This is a genomic window from Fictibacillus aquaticus (genome assembly GCF_002245695.1).
In the GTDB taxonomy this organism is placed as follows: domain Bacteria; phylum Bacillota; class Bacilli; order Bacillales; family Fictibacillaceae; genus Fictibacillus; species Fictibacillus aquaticus.
In genome coordinates this window covers 1,067,642-1,088,535 of sequence record NZ_NOII01000001.1, presented here as the reverse complement: position 1 = coordinate 1,088,535, position 20,894 = coordinate 1,067,642, and the positions used below count along the sequence as shown (strand labels likewise).

General features: G+C 34.0%; 16 protein-coding genes. 12 read left to right on the top strand and 4 right to left on the bottom strand.

What is annotated here, in order from left to right:
- The first annotated feature begins 57 nt into the window (after positions 1-57).
- The 3 genes from CGZ90_RS05655 (at position 58) to CGZ90_RS05645 (ending at position 6,958) form a co-directional block, all read left to right on the top strand.
- Positions 58-3,261, top strand: a complete 3,204-nt coding sequence (locus CGZ90_RS05655) for a UvrD-helicase domain-containing protein (RefSeq protein WP_165766780.1) — start codon at positions 58-60, stop codon at positions 3,259-3,261.
- Complete coding sequence (locus CGZ90_RS05650; RefSeq protein WP_094251333.1) at positions 3,262-5,946, top strand: hypothetical protein; 2,685 nt, start codon at positions 3,262-3,264, stop codon at positions 5,944-5,946.
- A 262-nt stretch (positions 5,947-6,208) separates the two neighbouring features.
- On the top strand, positions 6,209-6,958 hold the full coding sequence (locus CGZ90_RS05645; protein WP_094251332.1) for an HNH endonuclease: 750 nt from the start codon (positions 6,209-6,211) through the stop codon (positions 6,956-6,958).
- 128 nt (positions 6,959-7,086) lie between these two features.
- Here CGZ90_RS05645 and CGZ90_RS05640 read toward each other — a convergent pair whose 3' ends face one another.
- Both CGZ90_RS05640 and CGZ90_RS05635 read right to left on the bottom strand, forming a co-directional pair.
- Entirely contained in the window at positions 7,087-8,190 is a 1,104-nt protein-coding gene (locus tag CGZ90_RS05640) for a DNA cytosine methyltransferase (protein WP_094251331.1), read from the bottom strand.
- A gap of 40 nt (positions 8,191-8,230) precedes the next feature.
- A complete protein-coding gene (locus CGZ90_RS05635) occupies positions 8,231-9,319 on the bottom strand; it encodes a DNA cytosine methyltransferase (RefSeq protein ID WP_240515352.1) in 1,089 nt (362 codons plus the stop codon).
- A gap of 184 nt (positions 9,320-9,503) precedes the next feature.
- On the opposite strand from CGZ90_RS05635, the gene CGZ90_RS05630 reads away from it, so the two are divergent.
- The 3 genes from CGZ90_RS05630 (at position 9,504) to CGZ90_RS05620 (ending at position 13,039) form a co-directional block, all read left to right on the top strand.
- A complete protein-coding gene (locus CGZ90_RS05630) occupies positions 9,504-11,036 on the top strand; it encodes an AAA family ATPase (protein WP_094251329.1) in 1,533 nt (510 codons plus the stop codon).
- The gene (locus CGZ90_RS05625; protein ID WP_240515384.1) at positions 11,020-12,294 is read left to right on the top strand and encodes an LlaJI family restriction endonuclease; all 1,275 of its coding nucleotides are present in this window, start codon (positions 11,020-11,022) and stop codon (positions 12,292-12,294) included. The genes CGZ90_RS05630 and CGZ90_RS05625 overlap by 17 nt, the downstream gene beginning before the upstream one ends.
- A gap of 409 nt (positions 12,295-12,703) precedes the next feature.
- Positions 12,704-13,039, top strand: coding sequence for a hypothetical protein (locus tag CGZ90_RS05620; protein WP_094251327.1), 336 nt, complete (start codon positions 12,704-12,706; stop codon positions 13,037-13,039).
- A gap of 255 nt (positions 13,040-13,294) precedes the next feature.
- Here the strand turns inward: CGZ90_RS05620 and CGZ90_RS05615 are convergent, their stop codons facing one another.
- Complete coding sequence (locus tag CGZ90_RS05615; protein ID WP_240515351.1) at positions 13,295-15,001, bottom strand: DUF262 domain-containing protein; 1,707 nt, start codon at positions 14,999-15,001, stop codon at positions 13,295-13,297.
- Between the two features lie 109 nt (positions 15,002-15,110).
- Between CGZ90_RS05615 and CGZ90_RS05610 the strand changes: the two genes are divergently transcribed.
- From CGZ90_RS05610 to CGZ90_RS05585, 6 genes are all read left to right on the top strand, one after another.
- Entirely contained in the window at positions 15,111-15,434 is a 324-nt protein-coding gene (locus CGZ90_RS05610; protein WP_094251326.1) for a nucleoside triphosphate pyrophosphohydrolase, read from the top strand.
- Entirely contained in the window at positions 15,434-17,875 is a 2,442-nt protein-coding gene (locus CGZ90_RS05605) for a DEAD/DEAH box helicase family protein (protein WP_094251325.1), read from the top strand. The genes CGZ90_RS05610 and CGZ90_RS05605 overlap by 1 nt, the downstream gene beginning before the upstream one ends.
- 189 nt (positions 17,876-18,064) lie before the next feature.
- Positions 18,065-18,574, top strand: a complete 510-nt coding sequence (locus tag CGZ90_RS05600; RefSeq protein ID WP_094251324.1) for a competence protein ComK — start codon at positions 18,065-18,067, stop codon at positions 18,572-18,574.
- A gap of 62 nt (positions 18,575-18,636) precedes the next feature.
- Positions 18,637-19,131, top strand: coding sequence for a competence protein ComK (locus tag CGZ90_RS05595; RefSeq protein ID WP_094251323.1), 495 nt, complete (start codon positions 18,637-18,639; stop codon positions 19,129-19,131).
- A gap of 97 nt (positions 19,132-19,228) precedes the next feature.
- Positions 19,229-19,519 (top strand): hypothetical protein, encoded by a 291-nt coding sequence (locus tag CGZ90_RS05590; protein WP_094251322.1) that lies wholly within the window; start codon positions 19,229-19,231, stop codon positions 19,517-19,519.
- Between the two features lie 68 nt (positions 19,520-19,587).
- Positions 19,588-20,355 (top strand): hypothetical protein, encoded by a 768-nt coding sequence (locus CGZ90_RS05585; RefSeq protein WP_094251321.1) that lies wholly within the window; start codon positions 19,588-19,590, stop codon positions 20,353-20,355.
- Here the strand turns inward: CGZ90_RS05585 and CGZ90_RS05580 are convergent.
- A complete protein-coding gene (locus tag CGZ90_RS05580; RefSeq protein ID WP_094251320.1) occupies positions 20,352-20,876 on the bottom strand; it encodes a GrpB family protein in 525 nt (174 codons plus the stop codon). The two genes, CGZ90_RS05585 and CGZ90_RS05580, sit on opposite strands and share 4 nt — an antisense overlap.
- Positions 20,877-20,894 lie beyond the last annotated feature (18 nt).

Below are 20,894 nucleotides of genomic sequence, written 5' to 3'. Positions count from 1 at the left end.
TTATCATATACCCCCATAAAAAGGATTAACTAAATAAAGTCGATGGAGGAAATATTTTTGAGTAATATAACAATTTCTAGGGAAGCGATTGTGGTTGACTTCATAGGAAGTTCCCAAAATATAGAGGATATAATAAAGGAAACTTTTAAAAAGAATCCATTTACAATGAAAAGACACCCAATTGTCAGAGAAGAGCAGATGCCTGTTTTTGTTGCGTTTCTTTATGATTTGATAATTGACATGAGAACATTGCCATCCCAAGATGAGTTTGTGCGAGCCTATATGAAAAAATATTATCACCATGTTTCTCCTAATGGTTTAATTTATCATGCGCTAGTTTATAAGACAACGAATGCATATCCTTCGTTAGTTCGTGACTTGCATTTTTACTTTAAACTAATAGAAAGCGAAAAATTTGATGATGTGTTACTCTCATATGCTTATGATATTGAGGCAAAGCAAGATTTAGTTGTCACTAAGCAGAACAAAAAACTAGGTTTGCAGCTATTTAGCGGGAACGACAGCCATATTCCCTTAAAGAAAAAGCAAAGCAATCGAAGGCATGTTACATTAGAGTATCCAGATTATTATTTGCCTTTATTTGGTTCAGAAGTAAATGCAGTAAATATCGGGACAGAACAAAATAGCTTTTATGTATATAGCACTTCTGATGTTAAAACGGTTTATAGCAAACTTCAAAATAGTAGTACATTAATGGATCAGATAGATGAATCTACATATATGTTTCCTATTGAGAAAAAGAAGCCAACAGTGGTTGAAAACGCAAAATCGTTATTTAAGAAGATTGTGAATCCTATAAATGTAGAGTTACCTTTACATTCTTATATTTATATTGGGAAAGATAAGGCTGACAACCATGAAGATTTCTTGAAAAAACTCTTAAAGAACGGGGTAAGAGTAGAATGGATTTCTCCGCATTTAATAGCAGAGTCTTTAGTAACACTAAAGAATTTAAGGGTTCATTCTTGGCGGGATGCATCAAAACATGATTTGAAGATTTTAGATGGAAAATATAGTTTCAAAGATGCTACCTTATTAGAACAAATCGGCAATGAATCTGCTTTTAATTTTGAACAATACAAAACAGAACATGCACAAACGGATAAACATTTAATTGTTGAAGCAGGAGCAGGCAGTGGAAAAACAGAAACGATGATTTCCCGTATTTTTTATCTTCTGCATATGGAATATCTAAAAACACTTGATGATATTGTAATGATTACTTTTACAAATGAAGCGGCAGACAATATGAAATCCAAACTTTCAAAAAGGCTTTATGAACTTTTTTTAATAACTGGTGACACTCGATATATTGGATGGAGTGAACAAGTTCCATCTATGCGTATTATGACAATTCCTTCCTTCGCGAAAACCCTACTTCAAGATTTTAGTACAAACTTAGGGCTGGGGAGTAATTTTTCGATACGAACACTAACCGTTGTTCGAAGAAAAATCATAGCGGATGAACTAGATAAATATATAAGAAATAACAATCTAACTTTTAAAGAACTAGGTGAAAATAAAGAATACGAATTAATTAAAATGGTAGATAGTTTTTGGGTCCAACTGGAACAAAAAGGAATTACGATAGAACAACATAGTAAGGTTAGTTGGGGAGATATACCTTCAGAAAAAATAAACAAAAACTACTATTATATGTTTATAAAAGTTCTTTTAGAATGTGAAAAAAGATTCAATGAACTGAAACTTAATAATAATACTCTTACAGTCAACGATCTTACACAAAAAATTAATGATATTAAAAAGTTTCTTGATTTGAAACATTTGAGAGCACCTTTTAAATACCTTTTCGTGGATGAGTTTCAAGACACTGACGACATCCAAATCAATTTAGTTAAAAGTTTAACAGAATTAACGAGTGCTCAATTATTTGTAGTTGGAGATATAAAGCAATCAATCTATCGATTTAGGGGTGCGAATTACACAGCGTTCGATGTGCTTAGTAAAGAGCTTGGACAGAAGAACATTAAAAGAGACTATAGATTAAAAAAGAACTATCGCACAAATGGAGTTCTCTTAAACAAGTTAGAAGACATATTTGATACGTGGAGAGATGATAATGATCAAATCCTTCCGTTAGCTGATAATGAAGGAAAATTTATAGAAAATCGGTTAATGCCTACTATATCGACTAATAAATACATTGAACAATATCGTTTTGAATCAATCGATGATATTAATAAATATGATTTTTCTCATAAGATTCAAGATCTTTATAAAACCCTTGAAAAAGATGATAAAAGTAAAAGTCCCGTGGAGCTAGCTATTTTGGTAAGAACAAATTACCAGGCTATAGAGATACGCAAAATTCTTGAAAAAATAAGAGAAGCGGATAGAAGCTTTAATTATGAGATCAAAACAGGAGGGGATTTATTTGCATCTGAAGCAGCTAAGGATTTATTAATCTTATTTAATGCTATGTGCTATGACGATGATCCTGAAAGTTATTTCGCTCTTTATCAAACTCCTTTCACTAAGAAGGCGTTTGATTTGCAACGTTTATTGCCACATGAAGGGGACAAAAGAAAAATACTGGCGGAAGAATTGTTTGACGAAATAGAAGGCCTTGAAGAAGCAAGAAAGGGTTTACGAATTAAACCTACGCTCCATGTAATTTACGAATTTTTAATGACCAATAGATTTGAAAATGTATTAGCCTCATCAAATAAACAACTACATGATATTCAAAAATATAGATTGAATCTATATAGAATGCTTGAACTTGCCGCTGAAGGGAATTCTGTAAGTGCAGTGAGCATTTATAACTTAAGATATTGGCTTGAAGTACAAATAGCTACAAATAGAAACGAAGACGAGATGGACGTAGACATCACGAACTGTGAAAAATTAGTACGAGTTATTACTGTTCATAAGGCGAAAGGATTAGAATTTGACACTGTATTCATACCTTTTACACAATCACCTTTTGAGAAAAAACCTAACCAAGAGATGATAGTGACAAAAGAGAACGACAATTTTAAAGCGGGCTGGAAATTAAAAGTAAACGTCTCGAGAACTGAGTCAATTGTGTCTCCATTATACGAGAATTTAAAAGAACAAGAGAAAAAAGAAATTATTAGAGAAGAAGCAAGACTTCTTTACGTAGCAATGACTAGGGCGAAACATCGTCTGTATGTCTTGACTCAAACACCAAAATATTTTAAAAACAACAAGTATAATTGGTCTGATCTTATTCGACTGGAACTGGGGAAGAAATAGATGAGAAAAATATTAACCTATCAAGCACCTTCGCAACTAATACGATCTGATTCGCGGTTTCAACAAGAGTATGTTGATTGTATTCATATTGTGGCAACCAACAGTCTTAAATCTGGAATAGGAGAATCTTTAAGAGCCTACCAATGGATTAAAGGGCCTATAATTACGTTTAAAGAACTATTTAAAGAATTAGCTGGTGATAGTTGGTCATCTTCTAAAGCTCAACTAAAACAGTTTCTCCAGTTATCTGAAGTGTTATCAAAGTTATGGGAAAAAGATAAGGGGGATAATCTTCTTAAATTGCAGGCAAAAGAAAGAAATCAAATGCAATTACTAAGTACACTTAGAACCCTTACTGAAATTGGCATAACTTCCAATGATATTTCTAAACAAGAAAAAGATTTAACTGACACAGAGAAACTGTTTAAAACAGTTTGGAGCGAAATGGAGTTTACCTTAAACAGGGATTCATTAATATTAAAAAGATTTCTTACAAAGGAGACAGAAATAAAAATATTTAAAGAATCGTTAATCAATTGGGCTAAAAAACTTTACCACGAAAAATCTACAGATGCGATAAAAACGGTAAAGAGAACAACAAGTAACCTACCACCTAAAAACTTTTCAGAAGCAATTGATACTTCTTTAAGAAATAAAAAGCTTATCCTGCATGGGTTTTACTTCATTACACCAATTCAGGAATTAATTTTTCAAGCACTTGAGAAAGAGTACGAACTTATTTTTCTGAATTCTTATGATCAGAGATTTCCTGAAACTTTTGAGACAGTAAAGTACTTTCTAGGCATGGATAAAAATAAGGTTTTGTCCTGCGTCGACCAACCTGTAGCTCTACATCCTCTTGCAGCCAAGCTAATAGAATCATTAGAAGGAGAATCAAATATTCAGATTGAACAAACGCTCACAGCTTACTTTGATCTTCCTCAATTTATTGAAGGCGAATCTAAGCTTCTTAAGAAAGATAAGGAAATACAAGAGTTAGATACTGAAATTTCTGAACAACCATATCATCTTGTTACTCCTAGAGCAAAAGAAGTAGAGGAACAATTGATTGCCAATGGTCTTGTTCCTTCTTCAACTCAAAAACTGACTGATTATCCTGTTGGTAGGTATTTGTATCAACTCCATAAGTTTAAAACTAGAACAACTAATTCAGTAACAGGTGATGTGAAATATCAGGAGAACGTAACACCTGAAGTGGTTCTCGACTGTTTCTCATCAGGATGTCTAGTTGTGAATGATGAAAATATGCGCTCGTATGTAAAATCTCTCGAGAAAATTATTCCCTATTGTGAAAACGTCACAACGTTCGAGGAATGGTATAGTAGGATTGAAAGTTTAATAAACGAAATTAAACTGTGGGATGAGAAGGTTCTTGAGAATAATGAACAAGCATTAGCTAATAGAACACACAAGTTTCATGCCCTCCCATTTAGGCAACTTTCATACTTTTCAGTTGAAGTTAACGAAATTAATGTAATTCTTAATGGAATAAAGCAGCTTGAAAAAATTCAAGAAGCATTGTTCTCTGGTTGGGATAACAATAGAGTTGATATGCAAACTCATTTAGGAAAATTGGAACAACTCGTATTAAAACAGGTGGAAAACTATTTCGACGATTCTGAAAGAGAAATTGTTAAGAGTATCATTAATGATATTTCTCAGTTAAAAGACGATGAACTTGAGTTTTCATTAAAGGATATAACAAATGGATTATTGTTCTATTTAGATGGTTCCCTGGATGAAAGCCAAGAGGATGGAGATATTGAAAAAATATTTAGTTTTGACAGTGCTGATGGAGCACCTTTTAGAATAAACAGAAACTATCATCTTGCATTCGTAGATCATAAAGCACTTCCCGTTGAACAGAAATATAATTTGTGGCCTATTTCAAGAGAACTTTTAAGTTCATTTGAAAAAAAAATACCTGAGCTCTCATTATTCGAAGAGAGAAAAAAACGCAATAGCACTATAACTAGGTATCTTCTATATGTTCTTTTGCATTCTGCAGATGATGTTCGTTTTTCTTATGTGAAAAATTTGGGTTCTGAGTCTAGATTAGAACCTAATTTATACATTAAGTTACTTGGTTGTAAAGAAGAACAAAGTAGTTGGAATTATAAACTTGATGAATCAGAGAAAAAAGAATCACCAACTAACTTAGCACTGCCAACAAAATGGACTTATACAATGAAAAGAGAAGCTCAAGTTTGCCCTAAAAGAGCATCTTTTAGCTTTATCTTAAATGAACATACTACTTTCACCTGCGATTTCCATCATGGCTTTTTGTATGAAAATTTCATTAGTGTTCTAAAATATTTAAACTTTTTCGGAAAAGAAACAAAAGATATCAAATCAATTGTAGATTCTTGGTTTCCACAATGGAGTAGTATGAAGAAAGACTTTCTCCATGACTATATAACAACAAAATATCGATATAGGGGAATATCTCCAAAAAAAGTGGAAGTGGATGGAGTTAGTTATAGTCAGGGAATTGGTTATCTAAGCTTATTGCCTACAAGCTATGCAGAAGCCAGGGGGAATTTAATTGGTGAAAAGGATATTTTCCTCCATGAGGCCAATCCCGGAAAACATTGTCGTTATTGCCCGTATATCAAAAGTTGTAAGGATGGTGTTTATTCTATTGATTTCGAAGAGGTTAAATAATCTGAAAAATAGTCAATAATTTTTTAGCCCAAGATATTCTTGGGCTTTTGTGTAGAGGAATTCACCATACGTTATTAATTAATACTTTTTAAAATCGTAATGGAAATTTTATGCGATAGAGTAGACTATAACATGGCTTCTGGAATTTATCCGTTTAATTTTCTAACAAGGAAGATCTGTCAAAGTTCTATAGGTGCGAAAAGAGATGAACTCCATAACGTTGGTAGGTCTGAATTCTTGACTAGGAAGGGAAGGCTACATAATGGTGAATAAGAAAAATAACGTAATAATCATTCCGGATCTAGAACCGTCAAAACGTTCAAGGGAATATAAAAAGTATAGTTACAATATTAGAGATACCATTATATATGAGTACATGTTTAATGCAAAACCACACAGATCATTAGATCAAAATATTTTAGGAATTGCATCAAATAAAAAAACAGGGCATGAATCAATGAATGTTCTTCACTATATAGGTCTTAGAGATAAACATAAAGGAATTTTTAAAAATATTAGTATAACGGAAGCCATAAATATTATGGAACAACAGGATAAAGATTTTGAATTAGTTATTCAGTCGCTTTATAGGCTCATTAATCAATTAGAGAATCAAAAACAGTTTGAAGAAGTAATTGCAAAGGATATTGATTCAGAAAAGGCGGAAGAAGATGATTATTATAAAGAGGGTATAGTTAAAGAATATTATGGGAAGCGGTATGAAAGAAACCTGGAAAACAGAAAAAAGGCGATCGAGATCCATGGAGTGACTTGTATAGTCTGTGGATTTAATTTTTCTTTAGTTTATGGAGATCGGGGAAAAGATTTCATCGAGGTTCATCATGTTATGCCATTAAGTACTCTTGGTCAAGAAGTTTTAATAAATCCAAAAGACGATTTAGTGCCAGTTTGTTCTAACTGTCATAGAATGATACATCGAAAAAAAGAAAACATTTTATCGATTAGTGAATTAAAAGAAATTATAGAATGTAATAGGAAGTCCAGTATTTGATGAAGTTAGAAAAAGGGTAAATTTATTTTGTGTCTTAAATATCTTACATTGCTGCTGAGTTAGTGATTTAAGTTGTTAAATTAGTTTTACATAATAAAAAAAGCGCTCCTCGATATGGAACGCTTTTTTTACATTTTAAATTCCAATTCCATTTGCCTACCATGTTTGAGATTTATATTTCCTTTTTCGGCAAAATATTGGTTTTTAATTTCTTTTGCAATAGCCGTAACAAAAAGAGGGGGGACCGCATTTCCAATTTGACGCCATTGCTCTTTAAAGTCTCCAAGAATTTCATAATCATCGTCAAATGTTTGAATTCGCTTTATTTCTAATATTCTCAGAAAGCGATTTTTCCAATGAAATGGTCCCATATTGTTTGAGTTACTTGCTTGAATCGTCCAAGATGGTCGATCAGGTGATAATTTTAAAAGAAATGACCAATATCGAGATCTCCATTTAAACTTTGGTTCAGGATGTCCTCTTTCAGCCGTGAAATAAAGATAATTGTCTCCGGGGGGAACTTCTCTAAGCAAATCTTTATGCTTTGATCCTGCTTGCATTTCGGCATCTTCAGGTAAATCAAAGTCTATATCGCCTATAGCTTGCCCACAAGTCACCCAAGGTTTTTTTCCCTGATCTTTAATGGAATCGTATTTATCAGGGATGTAATGTGTTGGCTTCGGAAAAACAAAAGGATCACCAAAATCTTTTCTTATACCTACACATATAAAACGTTCACGTGTTTGAGGAACACCGTATTCTGCTGTATTAAAAACATCCCAAGTGATATGGTAACCTAAACCATTTGCACGTTCTTTTAGTAAATCAAAAGCTGCTTGGTGGGGTTTGAAAATAAACCCATGGACATTTTCAAAGAAAAACACCTTTGGACGTAATTCTTCTAATGCTCGAAAATACTCATGTAAAGTAAAAGAATTTTCATCTTCTAATGCACGTTTCTTTTCAGTTCTGTAAAATCTAGATTTTGAATAGGCAGGACAAGGGGGTCCACCCACTAAACAATCAATTTCTTCTACTTCAAGACGTTTAGGTAAATTGAGAAAATCTATTTCTCTAATATCCTTACATTCTACAATTTTACCCATATTGTTTTTATCAAGTGTTTGACATGCAACTTCTACAATATCAGTGGAATAAAGTATTTCAAAGCCAGCCTTTTTAAAACCTACGTCGATTCCTCCGCCACCTGAGAAAAGACTTACAACATTCATATTTCTTCACCAACCTCAAAAATGGAAAATCACAAATGATTTATTTAATTCCAATACATTCACTTTCTTTACTAACAGGTAATCCATCAAGACTTTCTTTTAAAAATTCTATCATAGCTTTCCCCATTAATGGAGGAACTGCATTTCCAATTTGTTTCTGAATAGATCGTCTATTACCAAAAAAATGATAACCTTTTGGAAAAGTTTGTATAGCTGCTATTTCAGGAACACGTAATCTTCTGGAATTCCAATGAAAAGGGCCAACCCAAGGTCCTGGTTGGGCTGTGATTGTCCATGATGGTCTATCTGGATGTAATTTCAATAAGAAGTTCCAAAAACGTTTGTCTGCCACAAATTTAGGGTTGGGATAACCTGCCCATGCGGTTAACGCTTTATAATTCATGCCTGGAGGAACTTCCAACAAATCTTCATGGTATGTACCACCAACAGTTAATTCTTCTTTTTCAAAGTACATATCATTATCAAATTCAGAAATGGCTTCACCAACTGAAACAAAAGGTTTGAGGTGAGAATCTAATAGATCTTCTGAATCACCATGTGTAATTAAAGGTTCTTCTGTCTTAAAATTGCCTTTGGTTCCAATAATAAAAAGTCTTTTTCTTTTCTGTGGAACACCATAGTTTAAGGAATTTGCCCTTACGATTTTATATCGATAACCAGCTTCTTGAATTATTTCAATAAAAGAATCAACAATAACTTTATTAGTAGGGTGTAATAAACTTTCAACATTTTCAAAAACAAAGCCATCTGGAGAAAGATCCGTGACAACCCTTAGAAATTGATTGACAAGATCTGCTCTTGGATCATTTATACCTCGGCGGATTTTATTAGTAACCCAATATCCATTTTTTGAGAACGGTTGACAAGGTGCTCCTCCAATTACAATAAAACTTTCATTTTCTTTTAGTCCAGAAAGACCTTTAATTTGTTCACTTGAAAACTCACTTAAATCTCCACAAATAGCAGTTGTATTATGGAATTCTTCATTTATTTTTAATGTTTCAATACAATCCTTTTCTATGTCAATACTGAATGCAACAGGTATACCAGCCATAAAACTAGCGATATCTAATCCACCAGCACCAGAAAAAAGACTAATAGCCTTCATATAATGTATCAGTCCCTTATTCATTTATTTTTCTTAAGTTTATTATACCAAACATTAGCTCTGTTTTGAAGCGATAATAAACAACTACGATTGTTTATTATAACATGATTAAAAGTTATTATCGATTAGTTTTATGGTAGTATTAAATGTATAAAATTCCCTATGTCAGAGGAGAGGTTATGATATGCCGAGTTATTATCAAGCTAACAAAGATGGCACTGTGGAGTTGGCAGAACAGCCAATTGGGCCAAATCGTAATGAAATTGTACAAATATTAAATAGTGCACTGAGGGGTAACGGATGGAATGTAGATCATTCAGAGGTAGCTTCTCAACCTTTTAAATTTAGAATAAGTGCAAACAATTTTGCGATTGATTTATATATATATTGCTGGCGAATTTCTAATGGAGGTAGGGAGTCTCGTAAGTATGAGCAGAGAATCCAAATTGGATCTTCAGGAAGTGAAGGGTTTGAAATTGATAATTATTCCCAGTCTGCAAAAAAAGGATTGCTTCTAGGTATATATTATAGGGAAGAAACTGAACCCATTATTGTTGCTTGGGAAACTGAAAAAAATAAAAATCATGGTTCGTCAAAATCGTGTTTTGTGGATATAAATTCAATAGCAATAGCACTTAGAGATGGTTTTATACAAACAAGAGATAATCGAAATAATTTAATTTGTGCATTTAAGAAACAGTTTTTAAATTATTACATTTCTAACCTCAATCTTTTACATAATATCGATTTTTCTTCTTCTCCAACTAAAGACAAAGAACTCTATAATACAGAAGTTAAAGAAACAGAACAAACCTTTATAAGTAACTTCGTAACTGGTGGTATAAATAAAATCATATATGGTGCACCTGGCGTAGGCAAGAGTTTCAGTTTAGGAAAAGATGGACTTAGAGTTACATTCCACCCAGAATATACCTACTTTGAATTTGTTGGTGGATTAAAACCTGGGAAGGATAATAATGGTGAAGTTACATATGATTTTATCCCTGGACCATTTTTGAAAGCATTAAAAATTGCTTACGATAATCCTGATAAAATACATACTTTAATAATTGAGGAAATAAACAGAGCAAATACAGCAGGAGTATTTGGTGATATTTTTCAACTTTTAGACAGAGATGAAGTTGGATGGAGTGAATATTCAATTGAGAACTCAGATATTTTAACTTTTATTAATAATGATCGAGAGATACTTATTACTGAAGTCAGAATACCAAGTAATTTAAACATATTTGCTACAATGAATAGTGCTGATCAAGGAGTATTTGTTTTAGATTCTGCTTTTAAACGAAGATGGGAATTTGAATATTTGGGAATCTCCTTCTCAGATGCAGGACATGCACAAACTCCATTAAGATATGCTGGATATTCAATATCGTGGTTTAAATTTGCATCCATTTTAAATAAATATTTAGCCTCATCATTGAAAATCAATGAAGACAAGTTGATAGGACAATATTTTATTAAGAAAAATGAATTAGCCGATAATAAAAAAATCGCTTATAAGTTATTGATCTATCTTTGGGATGATGTAGTAAGACATCAACGTAATGAATTCTTTAATGAAAAATTCGCAACCTTCTCTGAATTGTCGGAGGCATTTATTTCGGGTAATAAACCTATATTTATTGAAGAAATAGATCAGCTGCTTTATAACGAACAGAACAGTGATATTGAAAACGATGAAACTTATGAATAATTGTCACTTTTTTATCGAATACGAATGGAGAAGTATAAATGGAACGCAAATTCCATCCGTATTTTACGAAAGAGGTTTTTGTGAAAAATCCAATAGTGGTTCTGTAAAATTTAAAGTAGTAGGTATACTCGAACACGACGGGGAATTTTTTATCATTTTTCCAAAGGGAATGTATATACCCTCACATGATAAGGAAAAGGTATTAACCACACAATTATTATTAAAGACTTTGAATAAATACTCCTCAACAAATATATTGGGTGCCGAAGAGTTAACGTGGATGGGAAGTGCTAATTCATCTAAATTATTCCAAACTGCAAACTGGATTATTGAGGATTTTAAGCAAAACGGTCTTATTCATACTAATAAACGAAAAGAGCAGCAAAATGGAAATGGCAGGATTGAATGGTCAAAATCCATTAAACAAAAATCTCCAATAATAATTAATAAAAAGTTCTACTATTTAGATGTAATAACATCTAAAAATGATATTGTAAGTGATCAAGAATTAACAATTATGCATTCAATAGTATTAACAATGGTTAAAGACTCTTATGGGTGGTTATTTGATTTTGATTACCAGCATGATTTCCCAAATAATAATTATTCATTAAAATACATGTTGTATATCTTAAACAAATCTTTAAGAAATACAAATATTGATCGAGAAACGAGGCTTTTTAAGCATTTAATTACTTTTCTTAATAGAAAAGTTAATGCTAACCTTATGAATGTATTTGTAACAGCTCATTTTGCAAACATATGGGAAGCTGCTTGTGCAGATTTTATTGGAAATATGAGAAGCTTACATTCTTTAGTACCAAACCCGTACTGGATATTTGAGGATAATAAACAATTGACTGCACAGATTCCAGACATACTTTTCAGTAAAGGAGATTCAATTTTCATTTTTGATGCTAAATATTATCGTATTAAAGAGGGGATTGATAAACTTCCTGGATGGGGGGAAATAGTAAAACAGTTGTTTTATGGACTGTCATTATCTAAGCAAGAAATAAAAATATATAATACATTTTTATTTCCAAGTAGCTATACATCAGGAATAAAATATCTTGGATTTGCGAGTGTTAAAAATAAAGAGAGTGAGTTTGGGCTAGTATTAGCTTTTGGTTTAGACGTTAGTATAGTTTTAAAATATTATAATAGTAAAAACAAAATTATTAGGAATCAAGTAGTAGAAAATTTATTTTCAGAAATAATAAAGATTGAATTTGGTAATCTTTATAATATTACTTAAATTACTGTTTCCAAGCTTTATATATCAATACAAAAAGAAAAGCTGCCATTTATATTATATAAAATAAAGGGTTCCGTTTTCGGGTGCTTTCTTAATAAATGACACAAGAATTGACGTATGAATTGTTATACGTCTTTTTCTTTATTTATCAAGGTTTCTGCGGAAATTCTTTTACTTTGACATAACAATTGACATCAATTTTATGATGGACAATAAGTATTGTACAATTAAAAAAGACGGCCTAAACTACTGTCAATTTCAGTGCCGTTTTGAGTGACAGTATTATATATCCTACTTTAACTAACGGAGCAGGATAGTAAAAAAATCACACTCACAAAATTACAAAATGTTACAATTAACAGGAAAGCTTTTTTATAATTCGATATTTATATTTTGGGAGGGAAAATTAATGTTTAATGGCTATGAAAATGAAGACGATTATGTTCGTTCATTGAAAAAAAATGAAACTTATCGTTTTTCATATAATTATGAGATTGTTGTAAACCGGTTTGGAGATGGTGATGATGATGTTGAGCTTGCAGATGCGTCCGTAGATATTACTGTGTCTTGGGATGATTCATCAGTTCCTGGATACATAATATCTTGGAATGTGGACGCACCAACTTCTCTTCCGAATGAGTGGACAAATAGCAAAGAAGAAATAGTTAAGGAAGTTATCGTTAGGTACCTTTATAGTGACTTAGAAGCAAATGGAATTTCATCAGAGACTTTTAAGTTTGTGTAGTATCACTATGCTATCGCTGATAGGAATGATAACAAGCTATATTGGAGGAAATAGAGTTTTAAGAGAAGTACTTAAAGTAACGGGAGCTTTAGTTAAATAAAGTTTAGGTATTCCTAATAAAGAAACTCGCCAATTATATGGCGAGTTTACTTTTTTATATACCAATAACGATGTCAAAACGACTGCCATTTCGGCACGTATTTTAGAAATAGCACCTCAAAATGGAACCCTTTATTTATAAAATGGCAGCTTAAATTATTTAGCCCAAAGATTTTTAAATACATTATATAGATCGATAGTTCTTTGGTCAATATTTGGTTTTTTCCATTCTGATACATTTCCTAATATTTTATTTTGAGGGATTACACTTTCTAAATATGCAGATTTCTTAATTGAAAAATCACTATTTTTTATTCTGGAATTTAATCTATTAAACAACACTGTTAAATTACCAATTTTGTATTTTAATGTATTTCGTTCATCTTCTTCAGGGAAATCTGTTAACCATTGACTGCCTTCTGAAGGGATAACAGGAAGTATGTGTTCTAAATTAACATCTCTGGAGTTAGCATTTATAACGATTTCAGTATGTTGACTATTATATATTTCCTTTAAAATAAATCGAATTATAGCTTCATCTTTTCGAGACTCTATAAGTCTGTTATTAAAACTTTCATAGAGTTGTGCATCATTTATCATTTCATTACTTATTTTTAAGAGTATTTGATCTATTTCAGTAATTTCTTCCTTATAAATCAATTTAGCTAATGCAGGGTAAAAAAGCTCAAGAGTATTTGCCTTATTATCAGCAATAAATATGTTTCTAAGTTGAAGTGCGATTATTTTCTCCAATACTATATTAATCTCAGATATATGATAATCTTTTAAACCCATAGCTAAAATCACAGGCTTATATTGATTAGCACTTAGAAGAGCTAGATTGTTTACACATTGTAAATACTTATTATTTTGATCCTGAGTTCCATCGATTCTTTGTGAAGGATTATCAATTTTCATAAAGATTTCTGAGGTTCGTTTTAACTCATTTAGAAAGTCTATTGCAGTTGAAGGGTCTTTTAAATTAATTAAATTAGAAATTTTACTATATATATTGCTAGAAGCGGTTTTCCCATTTATTGTATTAACATAAGCGTGTAAAAATTTACTTTTATTTATTCTGTCAGTATTTATTTCAATTGAGGACCATATTGGCTTTACTGTATCTTCATCTAAAGTTTGTATGAGTGTATTTTTAAGAACATAAAAATCTTCAATCTGTAATCCAGTACTGTTTAAAGTTTCAAACATTTCTTCTGCAATATTCTCAAACGATGTCTCAATTATGATAACTAGTATATGTTCTAATACAATATCTATAAAAGCAACGATTTCATCTTTATTAGGCTTTGGACTAAACCTCTTATGGATTAAATCCTTAATATAATAATAGTTTTCATATAATGCTTTGTCATAATCACTAAATACATGTCCTAATGGAAGATCTTGTCCTTTAAAAATATGTTCATGAAGCATGTAATTAGCAGCTACATTATCAAATACAATTTTTAAGTTTGTTGCGGAAGAATCTTTCCAATGTGAAGTATAGAGGTATAAGTTGGTTAGTGTGTTTGCTGAACTAGTGGAATTTTCATCTATTTCTCTAAGTTCACTTATAAGAGCTGATAATAGTAGTAAAGAAGTAACGGTTCTTTGTTGACCATCATAAATGTATTTTTTGTTTCCTTCCTCTTCATCTATTCGAATAGTAATAAAGTTTAAAATATGAGTACTACTAGAATCTTTACTTGTATATACGGAATAAAAATCATTAAATAGTCTTAATACTTGTTCTTCTTTCCATTCATAAGGTCGTTGGCTGTAAGGTATATATAAAGTTCCATAAGATAAATTCAAAAGGTACTCTAATTTTTTAGTATCTGCTTCTAATAACTTCAATTTCATTAACACCCCTTATTTCTACAATTTATTACAAACTTATTATACAATTGTTTTTAATTTACGTCATAATTAGTATAAAAAATGCTTATATTGCTATATAAAGGAGTTATTTATGCCAATTTATAAAAAATTAGTACGTGACCGCATTCCAGACATAATTAAAAAAACAGGAAAGTCTTTTAATACAATTATTTTAGAAGAAACAGATTTCGTTGAAGCTTTAAAGAAGAAATGCTTCGAAGAATTAGATGAATATACTGCAGCTTCTACAAATGAAGAGGCTATTGAAGAACTGGCTGATTTACTGGAACTTATGCATGCTTTAGCAAAGGTTCATGGTGCTTCAATAGAAAAAGTAGAGGAGGTTCGCCAGCAAAAAGCAGAAAAACGCGGAGGCTTTCAAGAACGTATCTTCCTATTGGATGTTGAAGATTGATGAAACAGGTTCAACTGATAACAAGTCACTTGTACAGTGAGTTTGCAGACAGAATTAAATATTCCAATTCCATATATATTTTAACTTCTTTTGTCATGAAATCTGGTGTCACCTTGCTGGCACCGTTATTAAGAGAGGCGGCTGACCGGGGAGCTGAAATACATATTTGCACAGGTGATTATCTCTTCATTACTCAGCCAGATGCCCTGGATTTACTTGAATCAATTAATCCTAATATTGAAATTAGGTTATTTAAGAGCAATGGAAAGTCATTTCATCCAAAGGCTTATTTATTTCAAGCTAAAGAGGAGAACGGCTCTTACATTATTGGCTCCTCCAACCTTTCAAGATCTGCTCTTACTACCGGGACAGAATGGAGCATTGCATTATCAGAGCAGGTAGATCCTGAAGTTTTTCGGGAAGCACTTACAGAGTTTCAAAAAACCTTTTTACACGCGAATACTATTCCATTAAATAAAGAAACTTTGAAAGAATACCGCGAGCAATACGACAAGTATCATCAGAAAAATCCTAATCTAGTCCGACAATGGTCAGCAGCTGAGGAAGAAGGAATGATGCTTCCTGAACGTCCAAAGGAGGAAACAGGCGAAAAGATTGCTGAAGCAGTTGCGCCTTACCAAACCATCTCACCTAGGCCATCTCAAGTTGAAGCATTAAACATGCTGCAAAACACATTGGACGAAGGCTATGACAAAGCGATGGTAGTTATGGCAACTGGACTCGGCAAAACATATCTTGCCGGGTTCTTTGCCCAGAATTTTAAACGTGTGTTATTCATTGCGCATAGAGAAGAGATTCTCTATCAGGCGAAGCGTTCTTTCCTGCATATCATGCCTGATAAAACAGCGGGTATCTATAATGGGAAAAGCAAAGAAGGGGAGACTGACTTTGTTTTTGCTTCTATCTATACATTGGGAATGCAGCGCCATTTGGAAGTCTTTGAATCTGATAGCTTTGATCTTATTGTAGTCGATGAATTTCATCATGCAGCCGCACAAACTTATCAAAAAGCTCTAGATTATTTCAAACCGAAATTTTTGTTGGGCATAACAGCTACTCCTGACCGGATGGATGGCAAGGATGTCTATGCTATCTGTGCCGGAAATGTTGCTTATCAGATTCACTTTATAGAAGCAATTCAAAATCAATGGCTTGCACCGTTTCATTATTACGGTGTCTATGATGATACAGATTATAAGCAAATCACTTGGCTTGGCAACCGGTATGATGAAGAGGAATTACTGGCAGTTCAGCTAAAAGATGAAATGGCAGAAAAGGTATTTAATGCGTGGTCTAAACATAAGCAGACAAGAACCATTGCCTTCTGCTCATCAATCCGACAGGCAAACTTTTTATCTTCTTATTTTGCGACTCGTGGAGTGAAGACGGTAAGTTTAAATTCAAAAACGGTTGAAATGAGTCGGGGAGACGCTATCAGGAAATTGGCTGATAGACAGCTGGATATCATTTTTACCGTAGATCTCTTTAATGAAGGCGTGGATATTCCTTCAGTCGATACACTTTTATTTGTCAGGCCTACAGAATCACTTTCCGTTTTTACCCAGCAAGTGGGACGGGGACTACGATTACATGAAGACAAGAACTACTGCAATATTATTGATTTAATTGGAAACTATCGAAATGCGGATATTAAAATGCAGTTGTTTAATACACAACCATCTGGAGAAAAAAGACCAGGTACCGTTATACCAACAGCGCCAGCCGGCTGTGTTATAGATTTCGACTTAGAAGCTGTAAACCTATTAAAAGAATTGCAAAGGATAAAGCAGCCGAGAAAAGAAAAACTCCGCGAAGCGTATTTTGAATTAAAGAGAGAGCTTGGACGCCGGCCGACATACAAAGAAATGCACTTGCAAGGAAACGCACCGAGCCAAGAAATCAGACAGGAATTTAAAACTTATGTAGGATTTCTTTATTGGATGGATGAACTGTCAGAATTTGAAAAACAAGCTTTCCTTAAGCATGAAGACTGGTTAATTGAAGTAGAAAAAACAGGAATGAACAAAAGCTATAAAATGGTTTTATTAAAATACATGCTTTCAAGGGGTGTCGACCGCTGGCTAGATCCTGTTACTCCTGAAGAAGCGGCAAGATATTTTCATTGTTATTTAACGGAAAAAAATTTCCGGAAGATTATTGATTTCTCTGATAAAGGAACAAAGCAACTCTGGGAGTTTAATGAGAAAAAAGTAAGCAGGCTTATTGCTACCATGCCTATGACTAAGTGGAGCGGCAGCTCTAATGGAATGTTAACTTTTAAAGAAAATACTTTTAAAGTAAATACAGCAATAAGTGAGGAATCAAAGCTATTTCTTTATAATTGGACGTATGAGATTACAGAATACAGATTGAAAGATTACTTTGCCAAGAAAGAAAATAAAAGACTGTTAGTAAATTAATCTCTTAGGGTTTGCAGGTGAATTTTTCTGCAAGCCTTTTTATTTAATTTAACACGTAAAAAGTTGTAGACAATAATCTGACTATTTAGTAATATAATCCTTGGAAGGAGGTAAATAGTGAAATAATTAAAGTGGTTAATAGGTAATTGGTAATGGGTTTATTAAATCTATCATATTGGAGGCCAGTTAATGCAATCGTTGCAGTATATGTCGGAGTATGAAATTTCTAGGGCCACAATGGCAATATTGCCGTATTTTAATGAGTATGGTTATTTGTATTCTGAAGTCCGTGAGTTTGGACGGACTGTTTATGTTGCTGAAACACCGATGAACATTATTAAAGACAACTGTCTGTTATTTGGCTCTACATATCAAGGACGAATTGATGCTATTCGCCAGCAGATCGGCAATAGGACTCTTACCCCGGTTTTAATCAGTGAAACATATGGATTGTGTTTCTTCCCTCTAGAGTCACCTACCTCAGAAAAATGTATTTGGGTGTCGCATCCTAATGTGAGAACAGTTAAGTCAATTGATTCTAAAAACTCCACCTTGGTTTTTCATAACCGTACTTCAATCGATGTTCCTCAAGCACGCAACTCTTTACTAACAAAAATTCAAAAAACAGCCCAAATCCGCTGTGACTACTTACTGCGCAACAGAGAAATTGAAATGGATTTTTCATGGCGTGAATTTTAATTATGAAACTCTTAAAAAACAAACACTGTTTAATGGCCCTCCACTATATAGGGGGTTGTTGAATGAAAAAATCAAAACAGCTGAAATCGTATGAAATTCATACTAACACGATGGCTCTCCTTCCGTATCATAATGAAGAAGGTAAACCAATGACAGAAGTATGGGAAGAGGACCAGAATCTTTATGTTGAAAAACCGCCTCTTAAAGTTTTGAATGAGAGCTGTATATACTTGGGCAGTACGTATGAAGGGCAGCGTGAAGCAGTTAGGCAGGCAATGGGATTCAGCAGTCTAGCTCCCATAATGATCAGTGCCCAGCTCGGCATCTTTTTCTTTCCAGTAGAGTCACCGAAAAATTCATCTTGCATCTGGCTTTCTCAAACTCATGTTCAGCGTATTGAGGCAAAAGAAAGCGAGTTAAGCCGTGTTATCTTCTCAAATGGGTCACATATTCTTATTCCGCAGTCTAAATATTCACTAGAAATTAAACTGCACCGCACCGCGCATTACCGCTTTGTCATTAGCGAGCGTGTGAGCGAACGGCTTATAAAATATTAAGTAAAGGCACCCGATGTTGAAAAGGATCGGGTGCTTTTGTTATTTAATGGGAAGCAGTGCTATATAAATAAGTCATACAGTCTGGAGGGGGAAACAGATGACTAATGTATGGGTTGTACCGGTGCTTATGTTACTGCTTAACATTGCCGCTGCGGCTGTAATCTCAAAGCCTTCGCTTAATGTAAAAACTCTCCTTTTCTATGGTTTGGTTCTTATGATTTCGCTGATGTATCCTTACGCACTGTATGATGATTATGTGAACCCTTTAATCGGGGCTAACATCGGGCTTGGCCTGGCATTTATGTTCGCTGCCAGCTGCACGCTTGCTCTCACTGTTATCGCACTTGTTATGTTTTTGACTCGAAAAAGCGGGAAGAAAAAGAAGTAATTCAGGCTTAATCGTTCGTTAACTATTTTATTTTTTTTACCGATACATAATAAAAAGGGAGGGTTGTTATGAATGCAAATTTGCTGAAGGCGCTGCAGTACAGAGGGTTTATAGTGAGAAAAGGTGAAGGCGGCATTTATTTCAGCCGGGGTAATCATGCGAGTGAACTGGATAAATTGACGAAAGTCTTTGAGGAATTGCAAATCTCTTTTGCAATTGAGGACCGGCTCATTGTTCCTCAGTCCGAAAAGCTGACGGAAGAGCAGGCATACAAGCTAAGTTGGTATCCTGCTCGGAACCATGAAGCAGGCGGCACTCCGCTGGGGCAGTATTGGAGGTCTTTTGCGAAGCGTGATCACAGTTATAAGATTGATACGTTTGTCCTTGAGACCGGTGTGGCGGCTTTATGCAAAGCGCTGAGTGCGGTTGGCATTAACGGCATCAGCAGCTGTGACGGACATGGCCAAAGAGCTCCATTTATTGCGCTGACTGGCGTGCATAATGGAAGCTGGTTTAATGTCCTGTTTGAAGAATACATAGCAAAAGAAGCAATGTTGCATTACACATGGGGCATGAGAGAGTTTCATAGGCGAGATCCCCATTTTACAGCGGAAAAATCAGAGCATCAAAGCTGGGATTTATCACTCGTATTAGAGGACACGTTCAAGATGGCAGAGCTGCTGTACGCGAGGCAGGATGAGCTGATTGCTGTAAGAAAGAAGATTATGAAGGGAAAAGCTGTCGCCAGAATGCGCAAAGGAATGAATCATGTTGAACTCCAGGAATGGATGCGCCAGCGGTATAAAGAAGAAACAGCAAGCACGCTTACCGTTTAGCGTGCTTGCTGTTTTTTGTACCACTCACTGGCTCTGGTGTCTATGCTTTGTGCAAGTTCGTGCTTGCCCTTAATGTACGATTCGATGTCGTGCGGAAACTGTTTGGCGAGCTCGAGTTTAAGAGTACTGTATTGTTCTCTTTCTGTTTCGTGTGTACTTAGATAATCGCGGAAAGCCAGGTGGCGCTCAATCTCCGGGCTGCCGTCTTCATACGCGTGCACATGGTGAGTGCGCTCGTTCCCGCCTTTAGGGAAATACCGCCGGCCTGAAATGCCATATTCCCCACGTGGCTCATAGCCCATCTGCACCATCTGCTCGTTGTAGCGATCAACCGCCTCAATATCATTCACAACAGGCAGGATATCAATGACCGGTTTTGCCGCAAGACCTGGAATCGATGTGCTGCCGATATGGTGGATCGCAATGATAAGATCGCCGAATACGTTTCGCAGCTGTTGTGCTTCTTCTTCAAACCTTTTCTTCCAATCCTTGCTGAAAGGGAGTACTTCCACTTTTCTCATGAACTTGGCTCCTGTCTG

Coding starts and splice junctions, on each gene's coding strand:
- CGZ90_RS05610 (WP_094251326.1), top strand. CDS start 15,111: ATGCCAATTTATAAAAAATTAGTACGTGACCGCATTCCAGACATAATT.
- CGZ90_RS05595 (WP_094251323.1), top strand. CDS start 18,637: ATGAAAAAATCAAAACAGCTGAAATCGTATGAAATTCATACTAACACG.
- CGZ90_RS05605 (WP_094251325.1), top strand. CDS start 15,434: ATGAAACAGGTTCAACTGATAACAAGTCACTTGTACAGTGAGTTTGCA.
- CGZ90_RS05650 (WP_094251333.1), top strand. CDS start 3,262: ATGAGAAAAATATTAACCTATCAAGCACCTTCGCAACTAATACGATCT.
- CGZ90_RS05635 (WP_240515352.1), bottom strand. CDS start 9,319: ATGAAGGCTATTAGTCTTTTTTCTGGTGCTGGTGGATTAGATATCGCT.
- CGZ90_RS05585 (WP_094251321.1), top strand. CDS start 19,588: ATGAATGCAAATTTGCTGAAGGCGCTGCAGTACAGAGGGTTTATAGTG.
- CGZ90_RS05640 (WP_094251331.1), bottom strand. CDS start 8,190: ATGAATGTTGTAAGTCTTTTCTCAGGTGGCGGAGGAATCGACGTAGGT.
- CGZ90_RS05590 (WP_094251322.1), top strand. CDS start 19,229: ATGACTAATGTATGGGTTGTACCGGTGCTTATGTTACTGCTTAACATT.
- CGZ90_RS05630 (WP_094251329.1), top strand. CDS start 9,504: ATGCCGAGTTATTATCAAGCTAACAAAGATGGCACTGTGGAGTTGGCA.
- CGZ90_RS05625 (WP_240515384.1), top strand. CDS start 11,020: ATGAAACTTATGAATAATTGTCACTTTTTTATCGAATACGAATGGAGA.
- CGZ90_RS05600 (WP_094251324.1), top strand. CDS start 18,065: ATGCAATCGTTGCAGTATATGTCGGAGTATGAAATTTCTAGGGCCACA.
- CGZ90_RS05615 (WP_240515351.1), bottom strand. CDS start 15,001: ATGAAATTGAAGTTATTAGAAGCAGATACTAAAAAATTAGAGTACCTT.
- CGZ90_RS05620 (WP_094251327.1), top strand. CDS start 12,704: ATGTTTAATGGCTATGAAAATGAAGACGATTATGTTCGTTCATTGAAA.
- CGZ90_RS05645 (WP_094251332.1), top strand. CDS start 6,209: ATGGTGAATAAGAAAAATAACGTAATAATCATTCCGGATCTAGAACCG.
- CGZ90_RS05580 (WP_094251320.1), bottom strand. CDS start 20,876: ATGAGAAAAGTGGAAGTACTCCCTTTCAGCAAGGATTGGAAGAAAAGG.